The organism is Marinomonas primoryensis (assembly GCF_013372285.1).
Taxonomy (GTDB): domain Bacteria; phylum Pseudomonadota; class Gammaproteobacteria; order Pseudomonadales; family Marinomonadaceae; genus Marinomonas; species Marinomonas primoryensis.
Genome location: NZ_CP054301.1, coordinates 3,902,493 through 3,916,906, shown reverse-complemented (window position 1 = coordinate 3,916,906; position 14,414 = coordinate 3,902,493). Strand labels below are relative to the sequence as shown.

Below are 14,414 nucleotides of genomic sequence, written 5' to 3'. Positions count from 1 at the left end.
GGATTGAAGGAGAAAATAGCCGTGATTTTAAAAACGCTTCTATCATTCGTCGATGACATGTTAGAAGCGTTTCGGGTGGGTTAATTGCGTTTTAAACGAGCGTAAATACTTGCGTTTTATCGGCAAGCTGTTCTGAAACTTGCTGAATTTGTTTGGTTTTATCGGCCATAATATTAATGGAGCGAGTGTCTTCATTTAATTGCTTAGCGATCTGCTCCATCTCTGCGCTCATTTGAATGGCCGTGCTGGCAACCTCTTGAATGGCGTTTGCCATCGAATCGGTTGATTGCGACCCTGTCATGGCGTTGCTTTCAATGTCTCGCATGGCTTCTTCTGCTTTGCTGCCATTTTCACTGATGATTTTCAGGTTATCTTGGCCACTTTCCATGGTAGTGATAGCGGTTTGTGTTGAATGTTGAATCGTATTGACGATGTCGGTAATTTTAGACGTGGCATCAACGGTTTTTTCCGCTAACGCTCTGACTTCATCGGCCACCACGGAGAAACCTCGACCCGCTTCGCCTGCTCGTGCCGCTTCAATGGCGGCATTTAGTGCAAGCAAGTTAGTTTGACTGGCAAGATCATTGATCATCGCAATGACGTTATCGATGTTTTTAGATAAACGGCCAAGCTCATTGAGTTGTTGGCTCGTTATATTAACGATATTTACCGTATCCGTGATGCTGTTCAGTACCATTTGGATGGTGTCTGCTCCAGATTTGGCGGACTGGTAGGTTTCGTTGGAGTGGGATCTTAAGGTATTGGTTGTACTTGATAACTCATTTAACCGACTTGATATGTCATCAGTTGCACTGGCTAATGAATGCGTGCGCTGGTTCACTAGATGGTTGCTGTTGGTAATGCTGAGAATAGTGCTGTTTAGGTCAGTTGACATGGTGCTAACGTGACTTGTTGTGGACACAACGTCTTTTAATACGTTGCCAAGACCGTCAGTCATTTCATTTAGAGATTGGCTCAGTTGGTCGAATTCATCATTGCGTTTTTTGTTGACCAGTGATTTGGAGGACATGTCGCCTTGTTTGACTTTATTTAAATCCGTAATGATATTGTGCAGAGTGCTATTTACACTGCGTCCAATGGTGATCATTAGTAGTGCAGCAGCGATGCTCACAGCAATACTGACACCGAGAAGAGTGGCATTGGCTTGAGCTGAGCTGGTTTCGGCGTCAGCTTCAGCTTGCAATATATTCTCATTGATCAGTTGGTTTGCTTTTAGCTGGCCTTCATCAAATTCGTTCTTTTTAGCGGTAAACTCCGCTTCTGTGTCGTTGAGGGTTTGGTACTCTTTACCGTATTGAAGTAGCGCATCTCGATAGGCGTTGGCTTTCACTCCGTGAGTATCTTGAAAGCCAAAATTCTCGATTCGAGTGTCAAACCGCGTGAAGCTGGAGGTGAATTCTTCTAAATTACTCTCTGTTGGGTCGGACAGATAACTGGCTTCGCCCTTGCGAACATTCGTGAACTCACGCTTTAAAAGGCTGAGTTTATTAATGTCTTCACTGATCTGCGTCCCCATTTTATCTATGTTGCCACGCAGTCCAGAGGACGAGTCAAAGCCAATAATATAGCGCTTATTGATCAGTGCAATGAGCGCTTGGCTGTAGTCGTTTATTTTAATAAGGTCTTCTTCGAGGACTTGTTTTAAGGCTTGGCTGTGGGCTCGTTCAATACTAGTACTAATGAGGCTGCCATTCTTTTCTATTTGTTTATTCGCACTGGCTAGATAGTCATCATAATTGTCCACGGATATGGATCTTATGCTATCGGCTATTTCTAGCATGTGGATGCGAACTTGATCGTTTGACGCTTGAATTTTCGAAAGGTTACGCAATTCATTATTGGCTTTTTGCTGAGAGGATAGGCCTCCCATGGCCACAAACGTCACAATAACAAACCCCAGCACGGCGGTAATCAGTAGGAATAATAGTTTTGCTTTAAAGGATAAGTTTGCCAACATAATGACCTTCCTGTGAGTCGAGTCGGTTAAATGGTGTGCGTACTACTGGCACGTCGTTATATTAGCTTATGCAAGCATCGTGCTAAGAACACAACTTTTAATATAGCTTGTTTTAAGCGAGTGTTGGTAACAAAATATTCCGTAATGCTCTATTTTAGTGCGAGGGTTTAGATTAGGGCGTAATGTAAGCCCTGTTTTGATCAGGGCTTTAATGGGGCTTATTTGACGATTTCAAATAAACGATAAACCAACTGTCCCGCTGTTTTTTCTTTCATCAAAGACCAGTGCGCGGGCAAGATAGGAAGTGCGGCTTCTTTCTCCATTTCAATGTAAACAAGCGCTCGTTTTGCGAGCCAGCCTTTTTCAAGCAAAGGAACGATTTGGGCGAGCCAACCTTTACGAAACGGCGGATCTAAAAATACGATATCCAGCGGAGTAGGCGTTGCAGTGTCTAGAAAAACGGCCGCATTTTGTGCCGTGACATCTGCATTTTCTGCCTTTAATGTCGCTAAGTTGTCGGTCATTTGCTGGATAACCACTCTTGAATTATCGACAAAAATGGCGTGCTTCGCGCCTCGTGAGAGCGCTTCTAGCCCTAATGCGCCAGAGCCACAAAAAAAATCGCCACAAACGGCTCCCGGAATAGAATAATTAATCCAGTTAAATAAGGTTTCTCGGACTTTATCTGGCGTCGGCCGTAATCCTTGAACATCGGGGATGGGTAACTGGCGTGAGCGCCATTCACCTGCGATGATGCGAAGCTTGGATGCCTTTGTCTTGGTTTGGATCGAGGCATGGTTAGGGGTGTGTTTTTTCATTGGTAAACCTGAATCTCTTGGTAGGATGATGGTTTTAATAGATATTTTAGGGCCGTTTGATAGTCTTCGATCGTGAAGCTATCAATGGCTTCTTGATAGCTGTTAGCAAATTGCTCTAAGGTGAGTTGCCCATCTTCATGGGTGACTTGAGTCGCGATAGTACTCCACCATGTTGGTGACAGCGTTTGTTGTTCGAGTTGTTGTTTGAACGTGTTGAGAAGCGTTTGAAACGCTTTTTTGTCACTCACTGAGGGAACTTGATCAGCGAAGGCCAGACTTTTAGCATTGATAAAACGGTTTTCTTCTTCTGATGGTTGGTTTGGCACGGCTGCTATCTTGTCGCCATATTGAATATTCCACCACGCCCAAGGACGCTGAGGTGACAGTGTTAGAGCAAGCTGTACAAAGTCGATGTGTTGCTGTTTGTTGAGGGTGGAAACTAAATCTGTCCCCCAAAGCTGTAGACTTATCCATTCTTTTACAGAGGAAACCGGCATCAACGCCATAGCGCTTCGAGTTTGCCAGAGGTCTCCTTCATTTTTTTGAATAACGGTACTGAGTGGTTCGTAGATAATGGACTCTGCTGATGCGTTCGATAAACGATAATCTTGACTGATAAGGTTGATTGCGTTTTGGACGGTTTGCTTTGCACCAGGCGACATTTCACCAATAATAAAAATGGTAGCCGCAGACGTTTTTAAACTGTGGTAATAATTAGAGACCTGTTCCAGTGATACATTGACCATTTCTGAAGCATCTTGTTGTTTGTTTTTATCCAAAAATAAAACGCGTTCAAGTTGATGTTGAGCGGGGAGGCTGTTCTGGTGTTGACGTTGCCAGTTGTCGAAGGTACGGTGCTTGAAAACGGGGTTCTTCAGCCAGTTACTTACCAAAGTCAGAGTGGGAATTAAATACTTAGGCTCGTTACTTAAGGTTAAGCCAATTGTTTGGTTTTCATGGTCATAATAACTGCTTGCGCGGGCGGCTAAAGGCGTTAGTCTTTGGTTGATTGACGCGGTGCTAAGTGGCAGTGAATCACTCATTAACATAGCCAGCGTGGTTTGAATGAGTGTTGTGTTGGTGGTGACGGAGCGAAATGAAAACCGAATCTCTAGTTTGTTACTATTTTTCCATTGCTCTTGTTTTAACCAGATAACCGGAATGCCAGATGTCGTGGTCCATGTTTCAATGTGGGGTGTTGGTAGCTTGGAGCTTGGTACGGCTAGATTTAATAGCCAAATAGCCAGCGTACAAAGCAGCATAATGGCCGCTAAAACCGGTCGGCTAAAGAGAGGTTTGTTACTATCGGACATAATGGACCTTGAGACGATGTCTGTTAAGCGTGCGTTTGCTAAAACTAAGCCTGTTTGCGAGCCGGAATAATGTTAAAATAATCGTTTTAAAGTGTCCATGTATGTGGCGCAATGTCTAATCATAGCATTATCGCTGGTGCTTACTGTATCAGTCAAAATAAAGAGACCAATTGAATGGAATTTGTTAACCAAATTATTGTTTTTTTTGCACCGTATCTTGGTGAATATGCTCGTTATGTTCCTATTGCAATAGGAACACTGTTAGCGATCATAGCATTTGTTATTCGCCGTCGTTTTGTGAATAAAATGAATGCAGATATTACAGCAGCCAAGAAAAAGGATATAGATACGTTCGATTCACCAGAAACTTCGATTTCTGATGAATCGCTGGTTGATGTTGAGGCTGATGAATCGGCGAGTATCAATAATCAAGTGGTAGAAGAGACACCCGTCGAATCGCAACAGCCTTCTTTATCTTGGTCCCAACGCATCAAATCGGGATTGTCTCGTACACGTGGTGGTTTAGGGAATGGTTTGGCTTCTGTTATTGGTGGCCATAAAAAAGTCGATGACGATCTACTAGAAGAACTGGAAACGCAGTTGTTGATGGCAGATGTTGGGATTGATGCAACGCAGACATTGATGAGCGGACTAACAGACAAATTGAACCGCAAAGAATTGAAAGATTCGACGACGTTGCTAGCCCATTTAAAAGCGGAGATGGAAGGCATTCTTAGTCAGTCTCAAAAAGAACTTGAACCAGTGAGCCAAGATGGGCCTTTTGTTATTTTGATGGTGGGTGTGAATGGTGTCGGAAAAACAACGACCATTGGCAAGCTGGCTAAAAAATATCAGGCTGAAGGCAAAAGTGTTATGTTGGCGGCGGGTGACACATTTCGTGCGGCGGCCGTTGAACAGCTCCAAGTATGGGGCGAGCGTAATAATGTGCCTGTTGTTGCACAGCACACAGGTGCGGATTCAGCGTCGGTTATTTATGATGCCATCGAGTCCGCTAAAGCCAAAGGCATTGACATTGTGATTGCCGATACGGCCGGCCGATTACAAAATAAAGCCAATTTGATGAACGAGTTATCAAAAGTCGTTCGAGTGATGAAAAAACTTGATGAAAATGCGCCTCATGAAGTCATGTTGGTTTTGGACGCTGGCACTGGTCAAAATGCCATCAGTCAGGCTAAGCTGTTTTCCGAAGCGGTTGGTGTGAGCGGCATAACGCTAACCAAACTGGATGGAACCGCCAAAGGCGGTATTATTTTTGCGATTTCGAAGCAATTTGGGATTCCTATACGTTACATAGGTGTGGGTGAGCAAGTTGATGATTTGCGTCCTTTTGTTGCTCAAGAATTTGTGGATGCCCTGTTTGATAGTGAATAAGTGGCAATTAGATCTTTCTTCTTTCTAATCTAAGGATGCTGAATTAGCGTGGAAATCGAATTTCAACGAGTGGGCAAAAAGTACGAGAGCGGGCAAGAAGCATTATCGCAAGTGAGTTTTCATTTGCGCCAAGGTGAAATGGCGTTTCTTACTGGGCATTCTGGTGCGGGTAAAAGTACTTTAATGAAACTCATGATGATGATTGAGCGCCAAACTTCTGGGCAGATCTTGGTTGATGGTATCGATTTACGCACTTTGAGCCGCCGAGCTATTCCGCATCATCGACGTCGAGTCGGTGTTGTTTTTCAAAACCACCAATTGTTATTAGATCGAAGTGTTTTTCATAACGTGGCGTTGCCTCTACAGGTGAGCGGGGCGGACCCTCAACAGATAGCAAAGCGAGTTCGTGCCGCATTGGATAAAGTGGGCTTGCTGGATAAAGAAAAATACAATCCAATGGCGTTGTCCGGTGGTGAGCAGCAGCGTGTTGGTATTGCCAGAGCGGTGGTGAATAAACCGCAACTGTTGTTAGCCGATGAACCAACGGGTAATTTGGACCCTAAACTATCCGCAGAGATCATGAATCTCTTCCAAGAATTCAATCGAGTTGGTGTGACTGTCTTAGTCGCCAGTCATGATTTGGCGTTGGTGGCGCGTATGCGTCATCGCGTATTGACCTTGAATCAAGGCCGAATGGTGAACGATGGAGGGTTTGGCTAAATGGCACAAAAGCCGAATCAACGAGGCGCGACACGCGAGTCGATTAAAGCGACCAAACATCATTGGCCGACACGGACCTCCTTTCACCCCGGTAAGTATTTCCGTCAGCATCAAGCAACATTAATGGAAAGCTTCATGCGTCTGGTGGGTTACCCATTGGCCAGTATTATGACCGTTATGGTTATCGCCATTGCATTATCGTTACCGGGCGGCTTGTATGTTTTATTGAAGAACGTGCAATCTGTTACCGATCAGTGGGAGCAGCAATCGGTTATTACGCTCTATCTTTTCCCTGGCTTAGAAGACACGCAAGCATTGGCGTTATCGCATCGTATTTCCGCGCAAAAAGATGTGGCATCGGTTGAGTACATTTCTAAAGAAGAAGGCCTTAGATATTTCGAACGATCAAGCGGATATGAGCAGATCATGTCTTCTTTACCAGAGAATCCGTTGCCGATTGTCTTACGAGTCATTCCCAAAGAAGCGGTAGACGTAACGACCTTGTCCAACTTACAAGCGTTACGTGACCAATTGGATGCGCAAAAAGAAGTGGAATACGCAGAGCTGGATGCACAATGGTTACAGCGCCTTGCCAATATACTGAGTTTTGGTCAGAGATTTGTGTATGCTTTATCTGTCTTGTTGGTGGTTGCGGTGTTTCTGATTGTGGGGAACACGATCAGAATGGCGGTCGAAAGTCGCCGTAATGAAGTCTTGGTGATGAAGTTGGTTGGTGCGACCGATGCGTATATTCGTCGACCATTTTTGTACATGGGTTTTTGGTTTGGTGTGCTTGGTGGTTTTTTTGCCAGTCTATGTATTCTCTTGCTTAGCTGGTGGGTAAGCGCACCAGCAGAAAGATTGATCGAGCTCTATCAAAGTGGTTTTCAGCTGCAGACTTTTAATGCAGATGAGATTGTTTTATGTTTAACTATTAGCGCATTTGTTGGTGTGGTCGGGGCGTGGATTGCCGTTAATCGACACATAACAAATATTGAACTGCAGTGAACATAAAGGGCTAAAATCAGTATTAAGACAATAGCCATGATTTATTCACATTTATGTCACACACCCGCAGACTTTACTTGATAGTATTTTGTCATACACAGTATGAACAATTAGAAAGGTGGAAATAGAGATGGGTAAAACTCTCCAGCCTACGGATATTATGATTCCAGGCCAGAACCTAGAGTCCTACATACAAGCCGTTAGCCGAATTCCGATTTTAACCGCTGACGAAGAAAAAACCTTGGCTGAGCGTCTTTATTATCAAGAAGACCTTGAAGCCGCGCGTACCTTGGTTATGTCGCATTTAAGGTTTGTTGTGCATATTGCAAAAAGTTACTCTGGCTACGGTTTAGCCCAAGGTGATTTGATTCAGGAAGGCAATGTTGGCTTGATGAAAGCTGTGAAGCGCTTTAATCCTGAAGTTGGCGTGCGCCTTGTTTCTTTCGCCGTGCATTGGATTAAAGCTGAGATCCATGAATTTATTTTGAAAAACTGGCGTATCGTTAAAGTAGCAACCACGAAAGCTCAGCGCAAAATGTTCTTTAATTTGCGCAGCGCGAAAAAGACACTGTCTTGGTTCAGTAACTCAGAAGTCGAGTCTGTCGCTAGCGATTTAGGCGTAACGCCTGAAGTGGTTCGTCAAATGGAAGGCCGTTTAAGTTCTTCTGATATGGCATTCGATGCTTCAGCAGACGATGATGATGAAAGTGCTTTTAAAGCGCCGTCACAATATTTAGAAGATCATCGAGCTGATCCTGCGACCTTACTTGAAAACGGTAACTGGGAAGAAGACTCGAATCAGCGACTCGAAGTGGCTATGTCTGATCTTGATGAACGCAGCCGTAATATTCTTGTCCAGCGCTGGTTGTCTGATGCGAAATCAACCTTACATGAGTTGGCCGATGAATACGGAGTGTCAGCAGAACGTATTCGACAACTTGAAAAGAACGCAATGAAAAAAATACGTCTTGCAATGGGCGATGGTCAATTTGATTGATGCTTAATTAACCGCCTGTTAGTAACGACGATTAAGCCCTCTTCGGAGGGCTTTTTTGTGGCTGTGCTTTATGATGAATAGGCTTGCTTCGAGGTCATTGGCTTTGTAATTGGTCGCCAGTAACAAATCGCCATGTGCGAATGATTTCCAGTTGATCCACTTCTTTTTTTAACTCCGTTGGAAAAACTTGAAAAGGTTCGGCTAAACGAACGATTCGCATGGCGGCATCATCTAATACTCTAACGCCTGAGGAGTGAAGTACTTCAATATCATCCACATGGCCATTAGGCAGTAAAATAACGGCTAAGCGCAGCTCTCCATAGAGGTGGTTGCGCTTCGCTTCTTCTGGGTAGTGTATGTTGCCAATGCGTTCGATTCTCCGCCGCCAATCATCTAGGTATTGAGCGTCCATAGCTGCTTTGGCTGAAACTGAGGTGAGTCGTCGTATTCTTGGGCGTTTTGCATAGGATTGACGTTGTTGGTCGAGTAAGGCCTCTAGAGTCGCAATATCATTAGATAGATGACTCGGAATTTGTGTTTCACCACGAAATTGTTCTTCAAGGGTTTTGGGTTCTTTCTCTGATTCCTTGGCTATTTCAAAGACGGCTTTTTGGTTTTTTGTGGCTAATAAGCTTGGCTCGTCAATCGGTTCTGCAGAAGCCAATTGTGGTTGCACGGGTGGCGAAATTTCTTGAATCGTATCCGATAAAAAACGTGAGTTTTCTGTGGTGGTAAGCTTTTTCTTACGCAGCTCAGTTCCGCTTGCTTGTTGATTTGCTTGGGCAATGAAGTCAGCATCCTTTGGTGCTTTCGTTGTATGTTGAACCAAGGTCACTTCAAGCGTTTTTGGCTTAGGCGCTGGTAGTTCAAAGTCGAAGCCAATCAGCATCACCATTAGCACATGAGCGCTAATGGCGATGAAGAGTGCGACAGAAAACTTGTCTATTGTTCGCATGCTGATATTACTGAAGACGCTTTTCTATGGCTTCTATCAATGTCATGGCGATATTTAAGCCAAATTGAGTGTCTAATTCACGGACACAGGTTGGGCTTGTCACATTGATTTCGGTGAGATAATCACCGATCACGTCTAAGCCGACAAACATTAATCCTTTCTCTTTTAGTGATGGGATAACTTGATCACAAATCCAACGGTCACGATCGGTTAGTGGTCGGCCTTCCCCACGACCGCCTGCGGCTAGGTTTCCTCTGGTCTCGCCTGATGCTGGAATTCGTGCCAGCGCAAAAGGTACAGGCTCCCCATTCACAACGAGAATACGTTTATCGCCTTGTTTTATTTCAGGGATAAACTTTTGCGCCATAATTTGCTCTACGCCCATGTTTGTTAATGTTTCAATAATAACGCTAACATTTGAATCGTCAGGTTTAATGCGGAAAATAGACGTACCACCCATGCCATCTAGTGGTTTAAAGATCACATCGCCGTGTTCTTTATGAAAGCTTTTCAGTAAATCGGCGCGTCGGGTAACCAATACCGGAGGACAGCATTGTGGAAATTGAGTGGCAAAAAGCTTTTCATTGCAGTCGCGTAAGCTTTTGGGATTGTTGACAACAAGAGCGCCGTCTCTTTCTGCTTGTTCCAAAATCATGGTGCTGTAGACGAATTCGCTATCAAATGGCGGATCTTTTCGCATTAAGATCACATCCAGCTCGCCTAATGGCATTTTGCTTTCTTCACCTAGATCATAAAAATGAGCCGGGTCTTTATGAACATTCAGTGGGCGAGTCATGGCATACGCTTTGCCATTGTCTAGAAATAAGTCTTTTTGCTCCATGTAAATAAGTTGCCAGCCCTTTTCGGCCGCAGCCCATAGCATGGCGAGTGACGTGTCTTTTTTGTAGTTAATGGATGAAATTGGATCCATTACAATGCCGAGCTTGATAGTCATAGAGTGGTTCCTAAAGCGAAAGCAACGTTTTAGTGCGTTGAAACGTCTGTTAATAGATATTGATGCTATAGAAATATGGGGGCGCTGAGAAGAAAAAACACCCATGACGTGCAGATAGTTACCTTGGCGAACAAGAATACTGAGCGAGATGGCTTGAATGTAAAAGTTCACCAGCGTAAGCATTTTTTAAATGACGACGCTGGCTTGTTTTTAAAAGTAAAATCATTGGTTATTTGGTTATAAAATGGTGCCCAATAATGTGTGTTTTCAAAGTATGCTGCGCTTTTTTAATAATTACCAACTTCCTGCATTGCCACCGGCATCAAGAAAAAGCTCACTTTCTTGTGTGTTCTTAGTGCTATTTGTTGGTGGAGTTTGAGGTGATGTAGAGGAATCCTCTTGTATCGTATTTTCAGCCGCTTTTAGCTCATCAACGGCGCTTGGGCGACCCGTCGGTGGTGCTTGTTTTTTATCAAACTCATCATTAAAACCAAGCAACTGAGGGCGATAAATACGAAAGGCACGCATCAGCTCACCTTTTGCATTAAAGAGACGAAATTCAGAGAAGAGTTCATCATAGTCTGCATTTACGTAGTCTTGGCGAGCTTGGAACAGCTCATTTTCACTATCAAGTACGTCTAACAGTGTACGACGCCCTAGGCGAAATTGTTTTTCATACGCTATTTGAGACTCTTTCGTAGCAATAACATATTGTCGGATGTGTTCTTTCTGGCCATTAGTGGCTTCAAAAGCCGCCCATGACAGTCGAACGGTGAGTTCTGTGTCTCTAATGGTTTGACGTCGTATTTCTGTTGCTTGAACATTTTTCTGAACTGCGACTTCTTTTTTACGTTTGTGTGCACCACCGCTGTACAGGTTATAGTTTAGGCGCACCATAGCGAGCAAGTCTTCGCTTGGGCCTTCGCTACCGTCTATATTATTATTCCATGTCCGCTCTACGACAAAGTTCACGCTAGGGTAGTTGTCAGCATCGGTGATTTTTTGGAGACTTTCTGTTGCGGCAACATCCCAATATGCTCCTTCGATTGCTGGGTTTTTCTTCAGTGCTTCATTGATGGCAGAATCCAGATCCTTTGGCAGCAAGTCATTATCAGGTACGGGGTAAATGAGATTTTTAGGTGGAAACTCTCCAACGATATTGTAATAGTTACTTTCCGCATCTGTCAGGTTGTTGATTGCCGCGAAGTGATTCGCGTGCGCCTTAGCAAGACGAGCGGTTATTTGGCTCAGGTCTGATTGACGTCCAATGCCAGAATCACTTTTTAGTTTGATTTGCCCGTAAATGCGTTCGTGTGTTTTTAAGTTCAGTTCGGCAAGAGTAACGAGTTCACGGTATCGTAAAATGTTGGCGTAAACTTGAGCGACTTCGAGTGCGGTATTTTCTACTGCAATCAGCGCAGCCCAGCGCTGGGCTTCTGCTTCACTGGACAGTCGTTCCACTTCGTTTTGTGTCGAAAAGCCATTGAAAAGAGGCTGATTAAGCGACAGTGTTAACTCTCGGCGAGTCAGGTCGATGTCTTCCGAGGTAGCGTTGTCCGCGTAGGTGGTTTCGTGTCCTATCCCAGCGGAGATGTCCGCGCTTGGGTAATAGCCGGAACGACGAGCTAACTCAGTGTTTTCTTTAAACTCGCGGTATTCTGCAATAGATTGTCTAACGGTAGGGCTGTTTTCTATTGCGGTATACGTTGCCTCTTCAAGAGAGATTGCTTGTGCGGTTGCCGGTAAAAAAAGCGTCCCTGTATAAACCGTGCAAATCATAACTATTCGGTAAAACATGCGATCATTTGTCCTTTAATATGTTCAGCTCAAATCTTAACGCTATTTATGCCGTGAATATGTAGCGATTCTGTTAGTGATCTCTACATTGGGCTTTTATATTAATACGATTAAATATCGCCCCACAAAGTATTAATAACACTAAGAGCAACCACAGGAGCGGTTTCAGTTCTTAGTACTCTTGGGCCTAAAGAAATAGCATTAAAACCATTGTTTTCAGCGAGTTGGACTTCATCACTGCTTAAACCACCTTCAGGTCCTATGAGTAAACAAACTCTGTTGTTTGTTGGGCGTTCAAAGTAGCGAATGGGTTTTGCACTGTGATGATGCAATGTTAGCTTTAACATTTCATTACAATTCACGATCCAATAGCTCAATTCTAATGGCGCACAGACAATAGGGACAATACCTCGACCACATTGTTCCGTTGCGCTAATTGCTACTTGCTGCCAATGCTGTAAGCGCTTCTCGGCTCGGCTGTCTTGTAATTTAACTTCACAGCGTTCACTGAACAGTGGCTGAATGGCGTAGACGCCAGCTTCGACTGCTTTTTGAATAGCATAGTCCATTCGCTCGCCTCGGGATAATGTTTGCCCGATGGTAACTTGTATTGGTGATTCATTATTCAGTGCTTCAAAGCCGGCAATACGGATGTTTGCGCTACGTTTCTCTACATCACATAAGGTGGCATTAAACTGACCTCCTTTGCCGTTAAAGACTCTAATAGGATGATCTGACTTTAATCGTAGCACTTTGCATAAATGCTGAAATGACGAATCAGGTAGGGCAAGGGTCGTATTCTCATTGAGTTCTGTATCGATAAAAATTCTTGGAATACGCATACTTATCCTATGTTTCCTATTGTTTGAAAAAGAGGTAGAAATAAAAAAGCCTTCTTCTGCAACGTCACTCTTATAAAGAGAGTTATACAGAAGAAGGCTTTATAACGGAAAATCAGAAAATTATAAACCAGCGGCTTTACGTAATGCGTCTGCTTTGTCTGTTTTTTCCCAAGTGAAATTCTCGTCTTCGCGACCAAAGTGCCCGTAAGCCGCCGTTGGCAGATAAATTGGACGTTTTAGATCGAGCATTTTTATTAAACCCGCTGGGCGTAATTCAAAGTGCTCGCGAACCAATTGTGAGATAACTGTATCGCTTACTTTGCCAGTACCGAAAGTATTAATGCTAATCGATGTTGGCTCTGCTACACCAATGGCGTAGGAAATCTGGATTTCACATTTGTCTGCAAGACCAGCGGCAACGATATTTTTCGCCACATAGCGACCGGCGTAAGCCGCAGAACGATCAACCTTAGATGGGTCTTTACCAGAGAAAGCGCCGCCGCCATGGCGTGCCATGCCGCCGTAAGTATCAACAATGATTTTACGACCGGTTAAACCACAATCGCCCACTGGTCCACCAATGATGAATTGTCCCGTTGGGTTGATGAAATATTTGGTGTCTTTTGATAACCATTCAGCTGGAAGAACGGGTTTGATGATTTCTTCCATTACCGCTTCACGAAGGTCAGCTTGTTTTATCGATTTGCTGTGCTGCGTTGACAAAACAACCGCATCAATCGCGCAAGGCTTACCGTTTTCATCGTAGCGGAACGTGACTTGGCTTTTCGCGTCTGGGCGAAGAAAGTCTAATGTGCCATTTTTGCGGACTTCGGCTTGGCGTTTAACCAGGCGATGCGCATAAGTAATCGGAGCAGGCATTAACACGTCGGTTTCATTGGTCGCAAAACCGAACATTAAGCCTTGGTCGCCTGCGCCTTGTTCGTGTTCATCTGCTTCATCAACGCCCATCGCGATTTCTGCCGACTGTTTACCAATGGCGTTCATCACGGCACAAGACTCCCAATCGAATCCCATGTCTGAACTGTTGTAGCCAATTTCGCGGATAACGCCGCGAGCTATCTCTTCGATGTCGACCCAAGCGTTGGTGCGCACTTCACCCGCCACCAATACCATGCCTGTTTTTACTAGGGTTTCACACGCCACACGGGCTTCTGGGTCTTTTGCTAGGATGGCGTCTAGAATGGCGTCAGATACTTGGTCTGCAATTTTATCTGGATGACCTTCAGACACGGATTCTGAGGTAAATAAAGAATATTCGGACATGTTGAGTGTTCCTCTTTAGCTGAGTTAGTCGCTAAACAGGCATAAAAAAACCTGTTTTGCATAAAATGCTAAACAGGTTCTTGCGTATCTGTTTAGCTGAGTTTATATAGCGCCCGCAAGCCGAGACAAATCGACGCTTTTATAGTGTGTCGAATGATGAACTAGAGCTGGTCGAATATCAACCCGACAGGGCTATTTTAATGAGGCAAAAGGCCGTTTTTTTGTTAGGATGGTACAGATTCTTGTGTGATTTCATTTTCTTTGCTCAATCTTTGGGTGTAAAGGGTGGGGCCAGCATTGCATGCTGACTTCATCCTGTAGAGAATGTTCCTTCATTGTTCGTTAAGCTATCAGG

Annotated in this window: 12 protein-coding genes; 4 read left to right on the top strand and 8 right to left on the bottom strand. The window is 44.2% G+C overall.

Annotated elements, in window-relative coordinates; all coding sequences use genetic code 11:
- Positions 1-91: 91 nt before the first annotated feature.
- The 3 genes from MP3633_RS18245 to MP3633_RS18235 form a co-directional block, all read right to left on the bottom strand.
- Positions 92-1,978 carry a methyl-accepting chemotaxis protein gene (locus MP3633_RS18245; protein ID WP_176336576.1) on the bottom strand — a complete coding sequence of 629 codons (1,887 nt, stop codon included), beginning with the start codon at positions 1,976-1,978 and terminating at the stop codon, positions 92-94.
- Positions 1,979-2,196: 218 nt separating this feature from the next.
- Entirely contained in the window at positions 2,197-2,796 is a 600-nt protein-coding gene (gene rsmD / locus MP3633_RS18240; protein ID WP_176336575.1) for a 16S rRNA (guanine(966)-N(2))-methyltransferase RsmD, read from the bottom strand.
- Positions 2,793-4,109, bottom strand: a complete 1,317-nt coding sequence (locus tag MP3633_RS18235) for an insulinase family protein (protein WP_176336574.1) — start codon at positions 4,107-4,109, stop codon at positions 2,793-2,795. Before MP3633_RS18235 ends, rsmD begins: the two co-directional genes overlap by 4 nt.
- Before the next feature lie 174 nt (positions 4,110-4,283).
- Here MP3633_RS18235 and ftsY point away from each other — a divergent pair, with 174 nt between their 5' ends.
- From ftsY to rpoH, 4 genes are all read left to right on the top strand, one after another.
- On the top strand, positions 4,284-5,501 hold the full coding sequence (gene ftsY, locus MP3633_RS18230) for a signal recognition particle-docking protein FtsY (RefSeq protein ID WP_176336573.1): 1,218 nt from the start codon (positions 4,284-4,286) through the stop codon (positions 5,499-5,501).
- A gap of 48 nt (positions 5,502-5,549) precedes the next feature.
- A complete protein-coding gene (gene ftsE, locus MP3633_RS18225) occupies positions 5,550-6,221 on the top strand; it encodes a cell division ATP-binding protein FtsE (protein WP_112135244.1) in 672 nt (223 codons plus the stop codon).
- Entirely contained in the window at positions 6,222-7,229 is a 1,008-nt protein-coding gene (gene ftsX, locus MP3633_RS18220; RefSeq protein ID WP_176336572.1) for a permease-like cell division protein FtsX, read from the top strand. It begins immediately after the preceding gene.
- A gap of 130 nt (positions 7,230-7,359) precedes the next feature.
- On the top strand, positions 7,360-8,226 hold the full coding sequence (gene rpoH / locus MP3633_RS18215; protein ID WP_112135240.1) for an RNA polymerase sigma factor RpoH: 867 nt from the start codon (positions 7,360-7,362) through the stop codon (positions 8,224-8,226).
- A 94-nt stretch (positions 8,227-8,320) separates the two neighbouring features.
- On the opposite strand, the gene MP3633_RS18210 is transcribed toward rpoH, so the two are convergent.
- The 5 genes from MP3633_RS18210 to metK form a co-directional block, all read right to left on the bottom strand.
- Positions 8,321-9,181 carry an energy transducer TonB gene (locus MP3633_RS18210; RefSeq protein ID WP_176336571.1) on the bottom strand — a complete coding sequence of 287 codons (861 nt, stop codon included), beginning with the start codon at positions 9,179-9,181 and terminating at the stop codon, positions 8,321-8,323.
- A 7-nt stretch (positions 9,182-9,188) separates the two neighbouring features.
- Positions 9,189-10,136, bottom strand: coding sequence for a glutathione synthase (gshB, locus tag MP3633_RS18205; protein ID WP_176336570.1), 948 nt, complete (start codon positions 10,134-10,136; stop codon positions 9,189-9,191).
- 294 nt (positions 10,137-10,430) lie between these two features.
- A complete protein-coding gene (locus tag MP3633_RS18200) occupies positions 10,431-11,933 on the bottom strand; it encodes a TolC family outer membrane protein (protein ID WP_176336569.1) in 1,503 nt (500 codons plus the stop codon).
- A gap of 110 nt (positions 11,934-12,043) precedes the next feature.
- On the bottom strand, positions 12,044-12,775 hold the full coding sequence (locus MP3633_RS18195) for a 16S rRNA (uracil(1498)-N(3))-methyltransferase (protein ID WP_176336568.1): 732 nt from the start codon (positions 12,773-12,775) through the stop codon (positions 12,044-12,046).
- A 120-nt stretch (positions 12,776-12,895) separates the two neighbouring features.
- Positions 12,896-14,059 carry a methionine adenosyltransferase gene (gene metK, locus MP3633_RS18190; RefSeq protein WP_112135230.1) on the bottom strand — a complete coding sequence of 388 codons (1,164 nt, stop codon included), beginning with the start codon at positions 14,057-14,059 and terminating at the stop codon, positions 12,896-12,898.
- Between the last annotated feature and the right edge of the window lie 355 nt (positions 14,060-14,414).

What these genes read in the sequence shown, in the direction of transcription:
- MP3633_RS18245 (WP_176336576.1), bottom strand. Translation starts at nt 1,978, where the DNA reads ATGTTGGCAAACTTATCCTTTAAAGCAAAACTATTATTCCTACTGATT.
- gshB (WP_176336570.1), bottom strand. Translation starts at nt 10,136, where the DNA reads ATGACTATCAAGCTCGGCATTGTAATGGATCCAATTTCATCCATTAAC.
- rpoH (WP_112135240.1), top strand. Translation starts at nt 7,360, where the DNA reads ATGGGTAAAACTCTCCAGCCTACGGATATTATGATTCCAGGCCAGAAC.
- metK (WP_112135230.1), bottom strand. Translation starts at nt 14,059, where the DNA reads ATGTCCGAATATTCTTTATTTACCTCAGAATCCGTGTCTGAAGGTCAT.
- MP3633_RS18235 (WP_176336574.1), bottom strand. Translation starts at nt 4,109, where the DNA reads ATGTCCGATAGTAACAAACCTCTCTTTAGCCGACCGGTTTTAGCGGCC.
- ftsX (WP_176336572.1), top strand. Translation starts at nt 6,222, where the DNA reads ATGGCACAAAAGCCGAATCAACGAGGCGCGACACGCGAGTCGATTAAA.
- MP3633_RS18200 (WP_176336569.1), bottom strand. Translation starts at nt 11,933, where the DNA reads ATGTTTTACCGAATAGTTATGATTTGCACGGTTTATACAGGGACGCTT.
- MP3633_RS18210 (WP_176336571.1), bottom strand. Translation starts at nt 9,181, where the DNA reads ATGCGAACAATAGACAAGTTTTCTGTCGCACTCTTCATCGCCATTAGC.
- MP3633_RS18195 (WP_176336568.1), bottom strand. Translation starts at nt 12,775, where the DNA reads ATGCGTATTCCAAGAATTTTTATCGATACAGAACTCAATGAGAATACG.
- rsmD (WP_176336575.1), bottom strand. Translation starts at nt 2,796, where the DNA reads ATGAAAAAACACACCCCTAACCATGCCTCGATCCAAACCAAGACAAAG.
- ftsY (WP_176336573.1), top strand. Translation starts at nt 4,284, where the DNA reads ATGGAATTTGTTAACCAAATTATTGTTTTTTTTGCACCGTATCTTGGT.